The following is an 18,225-nucleotide window of genomic DNA, read 5'->3' as shown; positions in this document are numbered from 1 at the left end:
ATGGCGACCTTGTCCGTGACGGCTGCTCCGCCCGCCTGGGCCGGTCTGCGCAATGATCTGATCGCCGCGGCGGTGATCGCCGTGCTCGGCGCGATCGGCTATTTCGTCTATCCGGACGATCTCGCCTTCCTGATCCGGGTGATCGGTCTCGCCTTCCTGGTGATCTCGCTCGATCTCGTCACCGGCTTCTGCGGCGTCGCCACGCTCGGCCACGCGGCGCTGTTCGGCGTTGCGGCCTACGCGGCCGGAAATGCCTGTCTGGCCGGCATCACCGATCCGATCCTGATGCTGCTGGTCGGTGCGCTCGCCGGCAGCGCGACCGGGCTGATGTCCGGCCTGCTGGTGACGCGCTTTCGCGGCCTGCCGCAGTTGGTGCTGTCGATTGCGTTCGGCCAGCTCGTGGCCGCGCTCGCCAACAAGCTGTCGTCGATCACCGGCGGCAGCGACGGCCTAGCCGGCATCTCGCCGGGGCCGGTGTTCGGCGTGTTCAATTTCGATATGTTCGGCCGCACCGGCTACGTCTTCTCGGTGGCCGTGCTGCTGATCACCATGGTGGTGCTGCTGCGGTTCGCGCGCTCGCCGTTTGCGCTGATGTGCCGCGCCATCAAGGACGATACGCTGCGCACGCGCATGATCGGCGTGTCGGTCTATCCGCGGCTGGTGGTGATGTACTGCGTCGCCGGCGCGGTCGCCGGGCTCGGCGGCGGCCTGGCGGCGATCAACACCGGCGTGGTCGGCCTCGACGGCGTCAGCTTCGAACGCTCGGCCGAAGCGCTGATCATGCTGATCCTCGGCGGCGCCGGCAATCTGTGGGGGGCGCTGATCGGCGCGATCCTGTTCGAGCTGTTCCACCACTACGTCTCGGCGGCGAGCCCGTTCCACTGGATGATCCTGATCGGCGTGCTGCTGATCGTGGTGGTGCTGTTCTTCCCCAAGGGACTGGTCAACGAAGTGACGCGGCGGATCGGTGACTTCAGGCAGGCGAGGGCGGCCCCATGACCACCTTGCTCGAAGTCCAGCGCCTGTCGAAATCGTTCGGCGGCCTGCGCGTCACCGACGATATCTCGTTCACGCTGTCGAGCGGCGACCGCGTCGCGCTGATCGGGCCGAACGGCGCCGGCAAGACCACGCTGGTCAATCAGCTCTCCGGCGACCTGTCGCCGTCCGACGGCCGCATCGTTCTTGCGGGCGAGGACATCACCACCGCCTCGATTGCGCACCGGGTCGAGCGCGGCCTGGTCCGCACCTTCCAGGTGACGCGGCTGTTTACCAGCCTCACCGTGGCCGAGAACGTTGCGCTCGCGGTGATGCAGCGCCGCGGCCTGACCAGGCGGATGTTTTCGTCCGTCATCAACAAGCCCGATGTCCGCGACGAGTGGCAGAGCGTGCTCAGCCTGCTCGGCATCGGCCATCTGGCGTCGATGCCGGTGACCAAGCTGGCTTACGGCCAGCAGCGGCTACTCGATCTTGCGATCGGTCTCGCCATGAAGCCGCGGGTGCTGGTGCTCGATGAGCCGGCGGCCGGCGTGCCGCACGACGAGTCGCCGCGCATCCTCGAGGCGATCGGGCGGATGTCGCCGGAGATCGCGATCCTGATGATCGAGCACGACATGGATCTGGTGTTCAAATTCGCCAAGCGCGTGCTGGTGCTGGCGAACGGCGCGCTGATCTTCGAAGGCACGCCCGCCGAGGTGAAGGAAAACGACGCCGTCCGTACGGCCTATCTGGGAAGCTATGCCGATGCCCGCCGCGCGTCTTGAAGTCGAGCGTCTTGCCGCCGGCTATGGCTCGGTGAGCATTCTCAGCGACATCGGCTTTGTCGTGCCGGCCGGCGGCCGGCTGACGGTGCTCGGCCGCAACGGCGTCGGCAAGACCACGCTGCTGGCGACGCTGATGGGCCTGACGACCCACAAAGGCGGATCGGTCCGCGTCGGCGAGCGCGACGTCACCGGGCTCAAGACCTTCGCCCGCGCCGCCGCCGGGCTCGGCTATGTGCCGCAGACCCGCGACGTGTTCCGGTCGCTGACGGTCGAGGAAAATCTGTTCACCGGTCTCAAGGGCCGGCCGCGGACCGAGCTCGACTCCGTCTACGCGATGTTTCCGCGGCTCGCGGAACGGCGCAACCATGGCGGCATGCAGCTGTCCGGCGGCGAGCAGCAGATGCTGTCGCTGGCGCGGACGCTGCTTGGCAAGCCGCAGGTGCTGCTGCTCGACGAGCCGCTCGAAGGCCTCGCGCCGGTGATCTGCGATCAGCTGATGGAGACGATCGTCAAGCTCGCCCAATCCGGCGAGATGACGGTGGTGCTGGTCGAACAGCAGATCGAACGCGCCCTCGACTTCGCCGACGACGTCATGGTGATCGAGCGCGGTCGCATCGTCTGGCAGGGGCAGGGCGCCCAGTTGCGCGGCGACCGCGAACTGGTGGACTCGCTGCTCGGGGTCGGGATCGGATAGGTCGTTCGAGCGCGAGATCGATCGCACTTCCTCTCCGCGCGTCATGCCCGGCCTTGTGCCGGGCATCCACGCCTTGCTGACGCAGATGCCGGAAAGGCGTGGATGGCCGGGACAAGCCCGGCCATGACGATGGGGAGGCGCATACACTTTAACGCGGCACTTGACCTAGATCCGACCAGGCGTGAACGTCCAAACGCAAGCCTTTGCTTCGCTTGAGAGAATTCTGTCGGGCAACAATCCGGATGAAGTACCTCAAGAGGCGGTTGGTGTCGCCCTCAGCTTGACCTTTGCGTGGAGTCGCCATAAAAGGCCTCACTCGCTGCCGGCCCGTTTTGCGGATTTCCGGCGCGGCTTGATTTCCCGAAAACAGAGCCCGGTTGGCGGCTCATCCTGCGGCAAGGGGTTCCTTGGCAAGGGTTGGGCGCAACAGGGCTGTCTGATTTTCGCAAACCCCGACATTCGACTGACGATCTGGATCACACGATGGCTTTCAGCCCGTTCAAATTCCTGCAGGAAGTGCGGAGCGAAACCGCCAAGGTGACCTGGCCGTCGCGCCGCGAAGTCACCATCACCACCATCATGGTGTTCGTCATGGTGGCGCTCGCGTCGATCTTCTTCTTTTTCGCCGACCAGCTGATCAGGGTCCTGATCAGCTTCATCCTCGGCGTCTAACGTTAGGCCTTCGACCATGAGCATGCGCTGGTACATCGTCCACGCCTATTCGAACTTCGAGAAGAAGGTCGCGGAGTCGATCCGTGAGCAGGCCAAGCAGCGCGGCGTCGAGGACCTGTTCGAGCAGGTGCTGGTGCCGACCGAGAAGGTCACCGAGGTGCGTCGCGGCCGCAAGGTCGACGCCGAGCGGAAGTTCTTCCCGGGCTACGTGCTGGTGAAGATGAACCTCACCGACGAAGCCTTCCACCTGATCAAGAACACCCCGAAGGTCACCGGCTTCCTCGGCGCCGAAAACAAGCCGATGCCGATTTCGGAGTCCGAGGCGATGCGCATTCTGCACCAGGTGCAGGAAGGCGTGGAGCGCCCGAAGGCGTCGGTGTCGTTCGAGATCGGCGAAAACGTCCGGGTCGCCGATGGCCCGTTCGCGTCGTTCTCCGGCGTGGTCGAGGAAATCGACGAGGCCCGCTCGCGCGTCAAGGTCGCGGTGTCGATCTTCGGCCGCGCGACGCCGGTCGAACTGGAATTCGGTCAGGTCGAGAAGGTCTGATCGGGGACTGTCATTGCCGGGGCTTGCCTTGGCAACGGCCGTCATTGCCGGGCTTGACCCGGCAATCCATCCTCTTCCGATGAAGAGGGACTCTTCCGATGAAGAGGGATGGATGCCCGGATCAAGTCTGGGCATGACGGAAGAGGGCGGGGCGACAGCTCTGCTCACAAGCGACGTGGGAGGCTTCGGACGATCGCCAGTCGTCCGCGCGAGCCCCACCACGAAACCTGAAACCGCCGGTTCGCCGGCAACAGGAGAGTTAAATGGCAAAGAAAGTGACCGGATACCTGAAGTTGCAGGTGCCGGCCGGAGCGGCCAATCCGTCGCCTCCGATCGGTCCCGCGCTTGGTCAGCGCGGCCTCAACATCATGGAGTTCTGCAAGGCGTTCAACGCGCAGACCCAGAAGGAAGAGAAGAATACGCCGATTCCGGTGGTGATCACGATCTACGCGGATCGTTCGTTCACCTTCGAGATGAAGACCCCTCCGATGTCGTTCTTCCTCAAGCAGGCGGCGAAGATCCAGTCCGGCTCCAAGCTGCCGGGCCGTGACGTCGCCGGCTCGGTGACCTCCGCCCAGGTGCGCGAGATCGCCGAGAAGAAGTTGAAGGATCTCAATTGCGACACCATCGAGTCGGCCATGCGCATGGTCGAGGGCTCCGCCCGTTCGATGGGCCTGCGGGTCGAGGGGTAACGCATCATGGCAATCGGTAAGCGTTTGAAGAAGGCCCGCGAGGGCATCGACCGCACCAAGCTGTATCCGCTGGAAGAAGCGGTGAAGTTGGTGAAGGAGCGCGCGACCTCGAAGTTCGACGAGACCATCGAAGTCGCCCTCAACCTCGGCGTCGATCCGCGTCATGCCGACCAGATGGTCCGTGGCGTGGTGATGCTGCCGAACGGCACCGGCCGCACCGTGCGTGTCGGTGTGTTCGCACGCGGCGCCAAGGCGGACGAGGCCAAGGCTGCGGGCGCCGACGTGGTCGGCGCGGAGGATCTGGTGGAGCAGGTGCAGGCCGGCAACATCAATTTCGACCGCTGCATCGCGACCCCCGACATGATGCCGCTGGTCGGCCGTCTCGGTAAGGTGCTCGGCCCGCGCGGTATGATGCCGAACCCGAAGATCGGCACCGTGACCATGGACGTCGCTGGCGCCGTCAAGGGTGCCAAGGGCGGTTCGGTCGAGTTCCGCGTCGAGAAGGCCGGCATCATTCAGGCCGGCGTCGGCAAGGCCTCGTTCGGCGAGGACAAGCTGGTCGAGAACATCAAGGCGCTCGCGGATGCGGTGACCAAGGCCAAGCCGACCGGCGCGAAGGGCACCTACATCCAGCGCGTCGCGGTGTCGTCGTCGATGGGCCCGGGCGTCAAGGTCGAGCCCGGCACGATCGCCTAAGCTGCTTGCGGCTCGGTGATCATTGAATAACAAGGGCGGATCGGGAAACCGGTCCGCCCTTTGCTTTGCGTGACGAACAACAAGAAACGGGGAGAGCGAGTTGGCCGACAAGGTTCTGGTGTTTTCGCGGTTCGCGAAGTCGATGTTGGCGCGGTTCGGGGAGCAGTTCGAACTGCTGGAGACCGGCGGCAAGCCGGCCGGCGACGTATTCAGCTCCGATCAGTTGAAGGACGTTCGCGCGCTGCTGACCATGGGCGCCCAGCCGCTCGGCCGTGAGACCTTCGACCTGTTGCCCTCGCTCGGCGCGGTCGTCTGCTACGGCACCGGCTACGATGGGGTCGATCTGAAAGCCGCCTCCGAGCGCAACCTCGTCATCGGCAACAGCCCGGCCGCGAATGCCTCCGCGGTGGCCGATCTCGCGATGACGCTGCTACTGGCGCTGATGCGCCGGGTGATTCCGGCCGACGCCTATCTGCGCGCCGGCGGCTGGGCCGGCGCCAAGCCATCGCCTTTGCTGAAACCGCCGCGTGGCCTGACCGGCGCCAAGGTCGGCGTCTACGGCATCGGCGAGATCGGCAAGAAAATCGCCGCGCGGGTCGCGGCGTTCGAGACGGAAGTGGCGTATCACAGCCGCAGCCGCCATGACGTGCCGTATCGCTATATCGGCGACCTCGGCGAACTGATCGACTGGTGCGACGTGCTGCTGATCGCGGTCCGCGCCGGCCCGGACACCCAGCGCATCATCGACGCGTCGATGCTGAAGCGGCTCGGCAAGGACGGCGTGCTGATCAACATCTCGCGCGGCTCTGTTATCGACCAGCCGGCGCTGATCGCGGCGCTCGCCGACGGCACCATCGCCGGCGCCGGCCTCGACGTGTTCGAGCAGGAGCCCTATGCGCCGGATGCGTTGAGCGAACTGCCGAACGTGGTGCTGACGCCGCATATCGGCGGCCATACGCTCGACGCCCATGTGGCGATGCAGGATTGCGTGATCGACAATCTGACCGCCTTCTTCGCAGGGCGCCAGTTGCCGTACGCCGTGGGGTAGCGTCCGGGGCTTGAGTCTGCTGCAGCCAAAATCGGCAAGCTCTCGCCGTTCATAATTGAGGGCGCCGCACCGCACGCCGCCCAGTGTCCGGAGCTGGCGCGTTGGCCGGCCGAACTCAGAACGCCTTGTTGATCGACACCGCCACCGCCTGGGTGATGATGTGGCCGGACCAGTTGCCGCTGAGGATGCCGGTGTCGGTGTAGCCGTCGGTCGCGCTGGCGAACGGCGCGGCGAAATTGGTGGTCTGGTTCTTGGTGATGCCGAAGGTGTAGTTCACGTCGATGAACCAGCCGCGGTCGATGAAGTAGGTGCCGCCGACGGTCGCGGCGCCGCCCAGCACCCATTGGGTGCTGGAGAAGTTGCTCAGCTGGCCGGTGATGTTGACGTGCTGGCCGTTGATCGCAGCAAAGCCGATGACTTTGTTCAGGCTGGATTTGACCTGCGACAGCGAGGGGCCGACGCCGGCATAGACCATGCTGCGCTCGAACGAGTGGCCGAGGAACGGAATGAAGTTGATCTGCTGGCTGATGCCGCTCTGATACGAGCCGATCACCACATTGCCGGTGAAACTGTCGGAATTGGCGCTGGTGAACGAGCCGACCTGCGGGTCGCGCACGCGGCTGTCGGTCGAGTGCGCATTCACATAGCTGTAAGTGACCTTGCCGCCTAACAGCCAGTCGGTGCCGCCGACATGCTGGAAGAAGCCGACCTGGGCAGTGGGAGCGAAGCTGGTGCGGGGGTCGAGCGATGGTGTGGTCGGGCCGCCTGCCGATCCGAATGCGACCTGGGTGCCGCCCAGGTAGATGTTGGAGACGCCCTGGGCGTAGATGTTCTGGCTTTCATAGCTCTGCGACGCGACGCTGCCGCCGATGCCGGCGAACCACGCGGTGCGAGGCACCAGCGAGGCCGGCATGTACAGCGGGGCGACCACCTTCAACGCCGGCAGATCGGCGGCGCGGGCGGGCAGTACGGCGATTGTCGGCGCAACGAGTGTCAAAGCGACCATCAAGCGATTCATGAAGGTGTCCCCGGAGTTGTCGTGCGGCGCGTGAAAACAGGCGTGCCGAAGTTCAGGAACTGACCCGAAATCGAGATCGGCAGCCTCGTCGGGAGACCCGCGGCCCGGAATCGGGCGCGAATCAGCCGGTTGAAGCTGTGCCCCAGGATGGCCATGAATGGTTGTGCGTAGCAAGTGACGCAACTTTGTGTAGGTAGTAATACCAGTGGCAGCAGCGATGCTTCGCTTCACGGAAGTGGCGGCGAATTTCAGGGGCCGTTGCCCGGGCCGAACCTGGCCCCTGCATAAAAGGTGCCGTTTTCCCCAAATCGGCCTTGGCAAGGGGAGAAAGACTCGTTAAAGAGTTCCTTCCGGGCGTGCTGGCCGTGGCTGGCGCGCTCGTGCGCGCATTCCGATCACCGGTGTCGATAGGAGATGAGTCCTTCAAGTTGTCCTCGTTTGGATTGCTCGAAGGGCCGAACCTCTATCGTTTCGGGGAGTGCGGGCAGGGATTGCAAGGGCTTTGCCGGTTTGCCGGCGCGGCTCCGAACGATCCTGGTCCTGTCCAAGACTGCAGGTGCCGACGTCGAAAACTTCGTTTTCGTCCGACGCTTAATCGAATGACCTGCATAGACGGGTGAAAACCGAATTTTGTGCTCTGCCGTTTGGTGGGGCGCGGAGTGGGTTCGAACCTCGACACCCCGCACGGGCATTGGCTTCGGCCGACGTCCAGGCGGGAGGGCAGGCTGTAAGATTCGTTTTGCCCCGTGGTGTCTGAAGGCCGTGCGTCTTGAGATGGTTTGGGGCAGGGCGAAGGGTGCAACCCGGCGGTCCTGCTCGCAGAGACCGCCAACCGGAAAGAGCTTGCTGTGGATAGAGCGGCAAAGAAAGAGGCGGTCGATTCGCTGAACGGTCTGTTCCAGGCCACCAGCGTTGCGGTCGTCGCTCATTATTCCGGCCTCACCGTGGCCCAGATGCAGAAGCTGCGTTCGCAGATGAAGCAGGCGGGCGCGTCGGTGAAGGTCTCGAAGAACCGTCTCGCCAAAATTGCTCTTGAAGGCACCGACGTCGTTGCCATCGGCTCCCTGCTGAAGGGGCCGACCGTGATCGCGACTTCCGACGATCCGGTGGCGGCGCCGAAGATTGCCGTCGAATTCGCCAAGACGAACGAGAAGTTTGTCATCCTCGGCGGTTCGATGGGCAAGACTGTCCTGAACGTCGACGGTGTGAAGGCTCTGGCCTCGCTGCCGTCGCTCGACGAACTGCGTGGCAAGCTGGTCGGCCTTCTGGTCGCGCCGGCCACCAAGATCGCGCAGCTCTCGACTGCTCCCGCGGCCAAGGTCGCGCGGGTGGTTCAGGCCTATGCCTCCAAAAGCGAAGCGGCCTGACGCTTCCATCTCATTCAACCCTGGTTCGAACTGATACCCGTAAGGAACTGATTCAATGGCTGATCTGCAGAAAATCGTCGACGACCTGTCGAGCCTCACCGTGCTCGAAGCCGCCGAACTCGCGAAGCTTCTCGAAGAGAAGTGGGGCGTCTCGGCCGCCGCTGCCGTGGCGGTTGCCGCTGCGCCGGGCGCTGGTGCCGGTGCCGCCGCTGCCGAAGAGAAGACCGAGTTCTCGGTCGTGCTCGCTTCGGCCGGCGACAAGAAGATCGAAGTGATCAAGGAAGTCCGTGCGATCACCGGTCTCGGCCTCAAGGAAGCCAAGGACCTCGTCGAAGGCGCGCCGAAGCCGGTCAAGGAAGGCGTTGGCAAGGACGAAGCCGAGAAGATCAAGGCCCAGCTCGAGAAGGCTGGCGCCAAGGTCGAACTCAAGTAACCGCAGGTTATTTGGGTTTGATCCCGGGCGAGCGTCAGCGAAGCCCGGGATCTGCCGCCAGCACGACGTGGATGGCCGGGGCGAGCCCCGCCGAGACGGCGAGAGGGCGGCAGGCTCGAGACGAACAAAGGCATTGACGACTGGGTCAGTCTGGTCGTTGACGCCAAAAGCGGTTGGGGCCGGTTCGCCGGCCCCTGTCGCGGCGGTGGGGGCGGAAGATTCGCTGTTCCCAACGGGCCGTCACAGGAATGTGTGGGGAAGAGTGGGGATCGCCCCTCAAATCTCCATATTGCCGTCCCATATTGGTCCGGCAGCACGAAAGCGCAGGCGCGATGGATATGGTAACATTCCGCGCAGCCTCTAGGAGAATCGGCAATTTCGGGCTTTTTCGGTCTGTGACGAGATGGTTTGGACGGGCGGGTGCGCTGGCGCCCCGCACGTCGTTTTGCGTTCGGAATTCGTGTTGCGTGGATTTAGGATTTACTTCCTGACATCCTGTTTCTGAATTTCGGATGTGCGGTAATTCAACCCGGGGGCGGTGCGGATCGCGCCTCGGAAGGTTCGCCCCACCGGGCGACGACATGAGAGGCCACGATGGCGCAGCAGACGTTCACCGGTCGCAAACGCGTTCGCAAGTTCTTCGGTCACATTCGGGAAGTCGCCGAGATGCCGAACCTCATCGAGGTTCAAAAGGCATCCTACGACCAATTCCTGATGGTCGCGGAGCCTCCGGGCGGACGTGAAGATGAGGGCCTGCAAGCGGTCTTCCGGTCGGTGTTTCCGATTTCGGACTTCTCTAACGCCTCGATGCTGGAATTCGTTCGCTACGAATTCGAGCCGCCGAAGTATGACGTCGACGAGTGCCGCCAGCGCGGCATGACCTATGCGGCGCCGCTCAAGGTGACGCTGCGCCTCATCGTGTTCGATATCGACGAGGAAACCGGCGCCCGTTCGGTCAAGGACATCAAGGAGCAGGACGTCTACATGGGCGATATCCCGCTCATGACGATGAACGGCACCTTCGTGGTCAACGGCACCGAGCGCGTGATCGTCTCGCAGATGCATCGTTCGCCGGGCGTGTTCTTCGATCACGACAAGGGCAAGACCCATTCGTCGGGCAAGCTGCTGTTCGCCGCTCGCGTCATCCCGTATCGCGGATCCTGGCTCGACATCGAGTTCGACGCCAAGGACATCGTGTTCGCGCGTATCGACCGTCGCCGCAAGATTCCGGTGACGTCGCTGATGTTCGCCCTCGGCCTCGACGGCGAAGAGATCCTCAGCACGTTCTACAAGAAGATCCTCTACAAGCGCACCAAGGAAGGCTGGCGTGTTCCGTTCGACGCCTCGCGCTTCCGCGGCTATTCGACCGTCAACGACCTGATCGATGCCGACACCGGCAAGGTCGTGCTCGAGGCCGGCAAGAAGCTGACCGTCCGTGCCGCCCGCCAGCTGCAGGAGAAGGGCCTCAAGGCGCTGCGTCTGTCTGACGCCGAATTGGTCGGCAATTACCTGGCCGAGGATCTCGTCAACCCCAAGACCGGCGAAATCTTCGCCGAAGCCGGTGACGAGCTGACCGGCAAGCCGATCAAGGGCGATGACAACGAAATCGAGCTGTTCGTCGGCACCACGCCGATGAAGGCGATCATGGAGCAGGGCTACAAGGAACTGCCGCTGCTCGACATCGACCACGTCAATGTCGGCCCGTACATCCGTAACACGCTGTCCGCCGACAAGAACATGACCCGCGAGGACGCGCTGTTCGACATCTACCGGGTGATGCGCCCGGGCGAGCCGCCGACGCTGGACTCCGCGCAGAACATGTTCCAGTCGCTGTTCTTCGACAGTGAGCGCTACGACCTGTCCGCGGTCGGCCGCGTCAAGATGAACATGCGCCTCGACCTCGATGCGCCCGACACCCATCGCACGCTGCGCAAGGAAGACATCCTGGCGGTGATCCAGACCCTGGTCGGTCTGCGCGACGGCAAGGGCGAGATCGACGACATCGACCATCTCGGCAACCGCCGTGTGCGTTCGGTCGGCGAGCTGATGGAGAATCAGTATCGCATCGGCCTGCTGCGCATGGAGCGTGCGATCAAGGAGCGGATGTCCTCGGTCGATATCGACACGGTGATGCCGCAGGACCTGATCAACGCCAAGCCGGCGGCTGCCGCGGTGCGCGAGTTCTTCGGTAGCTCGCAGCTGTCGCAGTTCATGGACCAGACCAACCCGCTGTCGGAGATCACCCACAAGCGCCGCCTGTCGGCGCTCGGCCCGGGCGGTCTGACCCGCGAGCGCGCCGGCTTCGAAGTCCGCGACGTGCATCCGACCCACTACGGTCGTATCTGCCCGATCGAGACGCCTGAAGGTCCGAACATCGGTCTGATCAACTCGCTCGCGACCTTCGCGCGCGTCAACAAATATGGCTTCGTCGAGACTCCCTACCGCAAGGTCAAGGATGGCCTCGTCACCGACGAGGTGGTCTACCTGTCGGCGATGGAAGAGGGCCGCTACGCGGTCGCTCAGGCCAACATCTCGCTCGACGCCAAGGGCCGCTTCACCGACGACCTGATCGTCTGCCGCGCAGGCGGCACGCGTGACGTCGTGCTGATCCCGGCCGACCAGGTCGACTACATGGACGTCTCGCCGAAGCAGCTCGTTTCGGTGGCCGCGGCGCTGATCCCGTTCCTCGAGAACGACGACGCCAACCGCGCGCTGATGGGCTCGAACATGCAGCGCCAGGCGGTGCCGCTGGTTCGCGCCGAAGCACCGTTCGTCGGTACCGGCATGGAAGGCGTGGTCGCCCGTGACTCGGGCGCTGCGATCGCCGCACGCCGCACCGGCGTGATCGACCAGATCGACGCTACCCGTATCGTCATCCGCGCCACGGAAGATCTCGATCCGACCAAGTCGGGCGTCGATATCTATCGGCTGATGAAGTACCAGCGCTCGAACCAATCGACCTGCATCAACCAGCGCCCGCTGGTGAAGGTGGGCGACAAGGTCGCCAAGGGCGACATCATCGCGGACGGTCCGTCGACCGACCTCGGTGAGCTCGCGCTCGGCCGCAATGTGCTCGTCGCGTTCATGCCGTGGAACGGCTACAACTTCGAAGACTCGATCCTGCTCTCCGAGCGGATCGTGAAGGAAGACGTCTTCACCTCGATCCACATCGAGGAATTCGAAGTGATGGCCCGCGACACCAAGCTGGGCCCCGAGGAAATCACCCGCGACATTCCGAACGTGTCGGAAGAAGCGCTGAAGAACCTCGACGAAGCCGGCATCGTCTACATCGGCGCCGAAGTCCGCGCCGGCGACATCCTGGTCGGCAAGATCACCCCGAAGGGCGAAAGCCCGATGACGCCGGAAGAAAAGCTTCTGCGCGCCATCTTCGGCGAAAAGGCATCGGACGTTCGCGACACCTCGCTGCGGGTGCCGCCGGGCGTGCAGGGCACGATCGTCGAAGTCCGCGTGTTCAACCGGCACGGCGTCGACAAGGACGAGCGTGCGCTGGCGATCGAGCGGGAAGAGATCGAACGCCTCGCCAAGGACCGCGACGACGAGCAGGCGATTCTCGACCGTAACGTTTACGGCCGTCTCGCCGACCTGCTCGACGGCCGCCAGGCCGTGGCCGGTCCGAAGGGCTTCAAGAAGGATACCAAGATCACCCGCGCGGTGCTCGAAGAGTATCCGAAGTCGCAGTGGTGGCTGTTCGCCGCCCCGAACGACAAGCTGATGGCCGAGATCGAGGCCATGCGGAAGCAGTACGACGAATCGAAGAAGGGCCTCGAGCAGCGCTTCCTCGACAAGGTCGAGAAGCTGCAGCGCGGCGACGAACTTCCGCCCGGCGTGATGAAGATGGTCAAGGTCTTCGTCGCGGTGAAGCGCAAGATCCAGCCGGGCGACAAGATGGCCGGCCGCCACGGCAACAAGGGCGTGGTGTCGAAGATCGTGCCGATCGAGGACATGCCGTTCCTGGAGGACGGCACTCACGCCGACATCGTGCTGAATCCGCTCGGCGTGCCGAGCCGCATGAACGTCGGTCAGATCCTCGAGACGCATCTCGGCTGGGCGTGCGCCGGTCTCGGCAAGCGCATCGGCGAGGCGATCGACTCGTACTATCAGCGCGAGGACCTCAAGCCGCTGCGCGAGACGCTCCGCAAGATCTACGGCGACGACGAGACCATCAAGTCGCTGGACGAGAAGGAGCTGCTCGAGCTTGGCCGCAACCTGAGCCACGGCGTGCCGATCGCGACGCCGGTGTTCGACGGCGCCAAGGAAGCCGACATCGAGGAGATGCTGAAGCTCGCGGGCTTCGACGCCTCCGGTCAGTCGACCGTATACGACGGCCGTACCGGCGATCAGTTCGATCGTCGCGTCACCGTCGGCTACATCTACATGCTGAAGCTGCATCACCTCGTGGACGACAAGATCCACGCCCGGTCGATCGGCCCTTACTCGCTCGTCACTCAGCAGCCGCTGGGTGGCAAGGCGCAGTTCGGCGGCCAGCGATTCGGCGAAATGGAGGTGTGGGCGCTCGAAGCCTACGGCGCGGCCTACACGCTGCAGGAGATGCTGACGGTGAAGTCGGACGACGTCGCCGGCCGCACCAAGGTGTACGAGGCGATCGTGCGCGGCGACGACACGTTCGAGGCCGGTATCCCGGAATCGTTCAACGTGCTCGTCAAGGAAATGCGCTCGCTCGGCCTCAACGTCGACCTGCACAACTCCAAGCTGGGCGTTCCGCCCCCGGCCGAAGCCGCCGAATGATACGGGGCGGCGCGGCCTCGGCCGCGCCCGCGAGTGGCGAATAGCGAGTGGCGAATAGAATAGAGGCGGGTGTGCGAGGACGGTGAGATGAGCGAACCATTCGCTACTCGCCACTCGCAATTCGCTTTCTCCGAAGGAGAAGACGATGAACCAAGAAATTATGAATCTGTTCAATCCGACGACGCCGGCTCAGGTCTTCGACCAGATCCGGATCTCGATCGCGTCGCCGGAGAAGATTCTGTCGTGGTCCTACGGCGAGATCAAGAAGCCGGAAACCATCAACTACCGCACCTTCAAGCCCGAGCGCGACGGCCTGTTCTGCGCCCGCATCTTCGGGCCGATCAAGGACTACGAGTGCTTGTGCGGCAAGTACAAGCGGATGAAGTACAAGGGCATCATCTGCGAGAAGTGCTCGGTCGAAGTGACGCTCTCCCGCGTCCGTCGCGAGCGCATGGGCCACATCGAGCTGGCCGCGCCGGTCGCTCACATCTGGTTCCTGAAGTCCTTGCCGTCGCGGATCGGGCAGCTGCTCGACATGACGCTGAAGGACCTCGAGCGGATTCTGTACTTCGAATACTACGTGGTGCTCGAGCCGGGTCTGACCGCGCTCAAGGAGCGTCAGCTGCTGTCGGAGGAAGAGTACCTCCGCGCCCAGGACGAGTACGGCCAGGACAGCTTCACCGCCATGATCGGCGCCGAGGCGATCCGCGAACTCCTGAAGGGTCTCGATCTCGAGAAGATCGATGCTCAGCTGCGCGTCGAGATGGCCGAGACCGACTCGGACATCAAGCACAAGAAGCTCGCCAAGCGTCTGAAGATCGTCGAAGCGTTCCGCTACTCGGGCAACAAGCCGGAGTGGATGATCCTGACCGTGGTGCCGGTGATCCCGCCGGACCTGCGGCCGCTGGTGCCGCTTGACGGCGGCCGGTTCGCGACCTCCGACCTCAACGATCTCTATCGCCGCGTCATCAACCGTAACAACCGGTTGAAGCGCCTGATGGAGCTGCGTGCGCCGGACATCATCATCCGCAACGAAAAGCGCATGCTGCAGGAAGCTGTGGACGCGCTGTTCGACAACGGCCGCCGCGGCCGCGTCATCACCGGCGCCAACAAGCGCCCGCTGAAGTCGCTCGCCGACATGCTGAAGGGCAAGCAGGGCCGGTTCCGTCAGAACCTGCTCGGCAAGCGCGTCGACTATTCGGGTCGTTCGGTGATCGTGGTGGGTCCCGAGCTCAAGCTGCACCAGTGCGGCCTGCCGAAGAAGATGGCGCTCGAGCTGTTCAAGCCGTTCATCTACTCACGGCTCGACGCCAAGGGTCTGTCGACCACCGTCAAGCAGGCCAAGAAGCTGGTCGAGAAGGAGCGGCCGGAGGTTTGGGACATCCTCGACGAGGTGATCCGCGAACATCCGGTGCTGCTGAACCGCGCGCCGACGCTGCATCGTCTCGGCATTCAGGCGTTCGAGCCGGTGCTGATCGAGGGCAAGGCGATCCAGCTCCACCCGCTGGTCTGCGCCGCGTTCAACGCCGACTTCGACGGCGACCAGATGGCCGTGCACGTCCCGCTGTCGCTCGAAGCGCAGCTGGAAGCGCGCGTGCTGATGATGTCGACCAACAACATTCTGCATCCGGCGAACGGCCAGCCGATCATCGTGCCGTCGCAGGACATCGTGCTTGGTCTGTACTACCTGTCGATCTTGCGGGAAGGGCTGCCGGGCGAGGGCAAGGTGTTCGGCGACCTCGCGGAGCTGGAACACGCACTGTTCTCCAAGGTCATCCACCTGCACACCAAGATCAAGTATCGCTGGGACTCGCTCGACGACGAGGGCAAGCCTTACCAGCGGCTGATCGAGACCACCGCGGGCCGCATCCTGCTCGGTCAGGTGCTGCCGAAGTCGGTGAAGCTGCCGTTCGAGGTCATCAACAAGCTGATGACCAAGCGCGAGATCTCCAGCGTGATCGATCAGGTCTATCGCCACTGCGGTCAGAAGGAGACGGTGATCTTCTGCGACCGCATCATGGCGCTGGGCTTCTTCAACGCCTTCAAGGCGGGCATTTCGTTCGGCAAGGACGACATGGTCGTGCCGGCCTCGAAGTGGAAGATCGTCGATACGACCCGTACGCTGGCGAAGGACTTCGAGCAGCAGTACAACGACGGTCTCATCACGCATGGCGAGAAGTACAACAAGGTGGTCGACGCCTGGTCGAAGGCCACCGAGGAAATCGCCAAGGAGATGATGAAGGAGATTTCCGCGGTCCGGAAGAATGCCGACGGCGCGGAAAGCCAGGTCAACTCGATCTACATGATGGCCCACTCCGGTGCGCGTGGTTCGCCGGCGCAGATGCGTCAGCTCGCCGGTATGCGCGGCCTGATGGCCAAGCCGTCGGGTGAGATCATCGAGACGCCGATCATCTCGAACTTCAAGGAAGGCCTCTCGGTTCTCGAGTACTTCAACTCGACCCACGGTGCCCGTAAGGGCCTCGCGGACACCGCGCTGAAGACCGCGAACTCCGGTTACCTGACCCGCCGTCTGGTCGACGTGGCGCAGGACTGCATCATCACGCAGGATGATTGCGGCACCTCGCTCGGCATCCGGATGCGCGCGATCATCGACGCCGGCACCGTGGTGGCTTCGCTCGGCTCGCGTATTCTCGGCCGCACCGCGGGCGAGGACGTGCGCGATCCGAACAGCAACGAGGTGATCGTCAAGCGCGGCACGCTGATGGAAGAGCGTGACGTCGAGAAGATCCAGCTGGCAGGCGTGCAGGAAGTGAAGATCCGCTCGGCGCTGACCTGCGAGCTGATCAACGGCATCTGCGGCAGCTGCTACGGGCGCGATCTCGCCCGCGGTACGCCGGTCAACCACGGCGAGGCGGTCGGTGTCATCGCCGCGCAGTCGATCGGCGAACCGGGCACGCAGCTGACGATGCGTACCTTCCACATCGGCGGTGCGGCGCAGATCAACGAGCAGTCGGTGATCGAGTCGAACTTCGAGGGTAAGGTCGTCATCAAGAACAAGGCGATCGCGCGGAACGGCGAGAACCACAATGTCGCGATGGTTCGCAACATGGTGGTTGCGATCGTCGATCCGGACGGTACCGAGCGTGCGACGCACCGTATTCAGTACGGCGCGCGTATGCACGTCGACGAGGGCGACACGGTCAAGCGCGGCCAGCGCATTGCCGAGTGGGATCCGTACACCCGGCCGATCCTGACCGAGGTCGAGGGGACGATCGATTTCGAGGATCTGATCGAAGATCAGTCGATCTCGGAAACGCTCGACGAGTCGACAGGCATCGCCAAGCGTATCGTCATCGACTGGCGCTCGACCCGCGGCGGCGCGGACCTGCGTCCGGCGATCGTGGTGAAGGGCAAGGACGGCAAGGTGCTGAAGCTGGCCCGCGGCGGCGACGCCCGGTACATGCTGTCGGTCGACGCCATTCTGTCGGTCGATATCGGCGCCCAGGTGAAGCCGGGCGACATCCTCGCGCGTATCTCGACCGAAAGCGCGAAGACCCGCGACATCACCGGCGGTCTGCCGCGGGTGGCGGAACTGTTCGAGGCCCGCAAGCCGAAGGACGCTGCCATCATCGCGGAAATCGCCGGCACCATCCGGTTCGGCCGCGACTACAAGAACAAGCGTCGGATCTCGATCGAACCGATGGATAAGGAAGAAGAGGCGCGCGAGTACCTGATCCCGAAGGGCAAGCACATCCACCTTCAGGACGGCGACATCGTCGAAAAGGGCGACTTCATAGTCGAAGGCAATCCGGCGCCGCACGACATCCTGGCGATCAAGGGCATCGAGGAACTCGCTGCCTACCTGGTCAACGAAATCCAGGAGGTCTACCGACTGCAGGGCGTGTTGATCAACGACAAGCACATCGAGGTGATCGTTCGCCAGATGCTGCAGAAGGTCGAGATCACCGACCAGGGCGAGACCGACATGATCTCGGGCGAACAGATCGACAAGATCGAGTTCGACGCGATCAACGCCAAGGCGAAGGAAGAGGGCAAGAAGATCGCAACGGGGACGCCGGTTCTGCTCGGCATCACCAAGGCGAGCCTTCAGACCCGCTCGTTCTTCTCGGCGGCGTCGTTCCAGGAGACGACCCGCGTGCTCACCGAAGCCGCCGTCAACGGCAAGGTGGACCCGCTGGAAGGCCTCAAGGAAAACGTCATCGTCGGCCGTCTGATCCCGGCCGGTACCGGTGCCTCGATGGCCAAGATCCGCGAAGTCGCGCTGAAGCGGGATCGCCTGATCCTCGACGAACGCGAGAAGCAGGCGGCCGTCGTGCCGCCGGCTGCGCCGGAAGCCGAGCCCCTGGCGCTGCCGCCGGCGGAATAAGCAGGCGCTGCGATCCACTCTTGAAAAGGCCGGCGAAAGCCGGCCTTTTCTGCGTCAAAGCGGGCTTTTTGAGCCCCGTCCGGGCTCCGTTCATCTTTCCTTCAGGTGAAAAGCGCCTTGCTGGTCTTGATCGACGCGATCCTTCGGCAGGGGCGCCGGTTCGACGTCAAAATCAGTCTTAAA

13 protein-coding genes are annotated in these 18,225 nt (G+C 63.9%); 12 read left to right on the top strand and 1 reads right to left on the bottom strand.

The window, feature by feature from the left end; genetic code table 11:
- The 8 genes from LPW26_RS18880 (at position 1) to LPW26_RS18845 (ending at position 6,109) form a co-directional block, all read left to right on the top strand.
- Positions 1–999: a branched-chain amino acid ABC transporter permease gene (locus LPW26_RS18880; RefSeq protein ID WP_238737105.1), complete on the top strand. Its 999-nt coding sequence runs from the start codon at positions 1–3 to the stop codon at positions 997–999.
- Positions 996–1,760: an ABC transporter ATP-binding protein gene (locus LPW26_RS18875; RefSeq protein ID WP_238737103.1), complete on the top strand. Its 765-nt coding sequence runs from the start codon at positions 996–998 to the stop codon at positions 1,758–1,760. The genes LPW26_RS18880 and LPW26_RS18875 overlap by 4 nt, the downstream gene beginning before the upstream one ends.
- Positions 1,741–2,454, top strand: coding sequence for an ABC transporter ATP-binding protein (locus tag LPW26_RS18870; protein WP_238737102.1), 714 nt, complete (start codon positions 1,741–1,743; stop codon positions 2,452–2,454). The genes LPW26_RS18875 and LPW26_RS18870 overlap by 20 nt, the downstream gene beginning before the upstream one ends.
- Positions 2,455–2,937: 483 nt before the next feature.
- Positions 2,938–3,126: a preprotein translocase subunit SecE gene (secE, locus tag LPW26_RS18865; protein WP_238737100.1), complete on the top strand. Its 189-nt coding sequence runs from the start codon at positions 2,938–2,940 to the stop codon at positions 3,124–3,126.
- A gap of 16 nt (positions 3,127–3,142) precedes the next feature.
- Positions 3,143–3,673, top strand: a complete 531-nt coding sequence (nusG, locus tag LPW26_RS18860; RefSeq protein WP_238737099.1) for a transcription termination/antitermination protein NusG — start codon at positions 3,143–3,145, stop codon at positions 3,671–3,673.
- Positions 3,674–3,936: 263 nt separating this feature from the next.
- The gene (gene rplK / locus LPW26_RS18855; protein ID WP_238737098.1) at positions 3,937–4,365 is read left to right on the top strand and encodes a 50S ribosomal protein L11; all 429 of its coding nucleotides are present in this window, start codon (positions 3,937–3,939) and stop codon (positions 4,363–4,365) included.
- 6 nt (positions 4,366–4,371) lie between these two features.
- Positions 4,372–5,061: a 50S ribosomal protein L1 gene (rplA, locus tag LPW26_RS18850; RefSeq protein ID WP_238737097.1), complete on the top strand. Its 690-nt coding sequence runs from the start codon at positions 4,372–4,374 to the stop codon at positions 5,059–5,061.
- A 100-nt stretch (positions 5,062–5,161) separates the two neighbouring features.
- Positions 5,162–6,109 carry a 2-hydroxyacid dehydrogenase gene (locus tag LPW26_RS18845; protein ID WP_238737095.1) on the top strand — a complete coding sequence of 316 codons (948 nt, stop codon included), beginning with the start codon at positions 5,162–5,164 and terminating at the stop codon, positions 6,107–6,109.
- Positions 6,110–6,224: 115 nt separating this feature from the next.
- Here LPW26_RS18845 and LPW26_RS18840 read toward each other — a convergent pair whose 3' ends face one another.
- Positions 6,225–7,115: a hypothetical protein gene (locus LPW26_RS18840; RefSeq protein ID WP_238737094.1), complete on the bottom strand. Its 891-nt coding sequence runs from the start codon at positions 7,113–7,115 to the stop codon at positions 6,225–6,227.
- Between the two features lie 860 nt (positions 7,116–7,975).
- On the opposite strand from LPW26_RS18840, the gene rplJ reads away from it, so the two are divergent.
- The 4 genes from rplJ (at position 7,976) to rpoC (ending at position 18,042) form a co-directional block, all read left to right on the top strand.
- The gene (gene rplJ, locus LPW26_RS18835) at positions 7,976–8,494 is read left to right on the top strand and encodes a 50S ribosomal protein L10 (protein ID WP_238737121.1); all 519 of its coding nucleotides are present in this window, start codon (positions 7,976–7,978) and stop codon (positions 8,492–8,494) included.
- A gap of 55 nt (positions 8,495–8,549) precedes the next feature.
- Complete coding sequence (gene rplL / locus LPW26_RS18830) at positions 8,550–8,927, top strand: 50S ribosomal protein L7/L12 (protein ID WP_238737092.1); 378 nt, start codon at positions 8,550–8,552, stop codon at positions 8,925–8,927.
- A 594-nt stretch (positions 8,928–9,521) separates the two neighbouring features.
- Positions 9,522–13,694 (top strand): DNA-directed RNA polymerase subunit beta, encoded by a 4,173-nt coding sequence (rpoB, locus tag LPW26_RS18825; protein ID WP_238737091.1) that lies wholly within the window; start codon positions 9,522–9,524, stop codon positions 13,692–13,694.
- A 145-nt stretch (positions 13,695–13,839) separates the two neighbouring features.
- Complete coding sequence (rpoC, locus tag LPW26_RS18820) at positions 13,840–18,042, top strand: DNA-directed RNA polymerase subunit beta' (RefSeq protein WP_238737090.1); 4,203 nt, start codon at positions 13,840–13,842, stop codon at positions 18,040–18,042.
- Positions 18,043–18,225: the final 183 nt, after the last annotated feature.

Origin of the sequence: Rhodopseudomonas infernalis (genome assembly GCF_022271405.1) — a bacterium.
In the GTDB taxonomy this organism is placed as follows: domain Bacteria; phylum Pseudomonadota; class Alphaproteobacteria; order Rhizobiales; family Xanthobacteraceae; genus Rhodopseudomonas; species Rhodopseudomonas infernalis.
This window is presented reverse-complemented; position numbering and strand designations above follow the sequence as displayed.

Coding starts and splice junctions, on each gene's coding strand:
- nusG (WP_238737099.1), top strand. CDS start 3,143: ATGAGCATGCGCTGGTACATCGTCCACGCCTATTCGAACTTCGAGAAG.
- LPW26_RS18870 (WP_238737102.1), top strand. CDS start 1,741: ATGCCCGCCGCGCGTCTTGAAGTCGAGCGTCTTGCCGCCGGCTATGGC.
- rpoB (WP_238737091.1), top strand. CDS start 9,522: ATGGCGCAGCAGACGTTCACCGGTCGCAAACGCGTTCGCAAGTTCTTC.
- LPW26_RS18840 (WP_238737094.1), bottom strand. CDS start 7,115: ATGGTCGCTTTGACACTCGTTGCGCCGACAATCGCCGTACTGCCCGCC.
- rplA (WP_238737097.1), top strand. CDS start 4,372: ATGGCAATCGGTAAGCGTTTGAAGAAGGCCCGCGAGGGCATCGACCGC.
- secE (WP_238737100.1), top strand. CDS start 2,938: ATGGCTTTCAGCCCGTTCAAATTCCTGCAGGAAGTGCGGAGCGAAACC.
- LPW26_RS18875 (WP_238737103.1), top strand. CDS start 996: ATGACCACCTTGCTCGAAGTCCAGCGCCTGTCGAAATCGTTCGGCGGC.
- rplL (WP_238737092.1), top strand. CDS start 8,550: ATGGCTGATCTGCAGAAAATCGTCGACGACCTGTCGAGCCTCACCGTG.
- rplK (WP_238737098.1), top strand. CDS start 3,937: ATGGCAAAGAAAGTGACCGGATACCTGAAGTTGCAGGTGCCGGCCGGA.
- rpoC (WP_238737090.1), top strand. CDS start 13,840: ATGAACCAAGAAATTATGAATCTGTTCAATCCGACGACGCCGGCTCAG.
- LPW26_RS18880 (WP_238737105.1), top strand. CDS start 1: ATGGCGACCTTGTCCGTGACGGCTGCTCCGCCCGCCTGGGCCGGTCTG.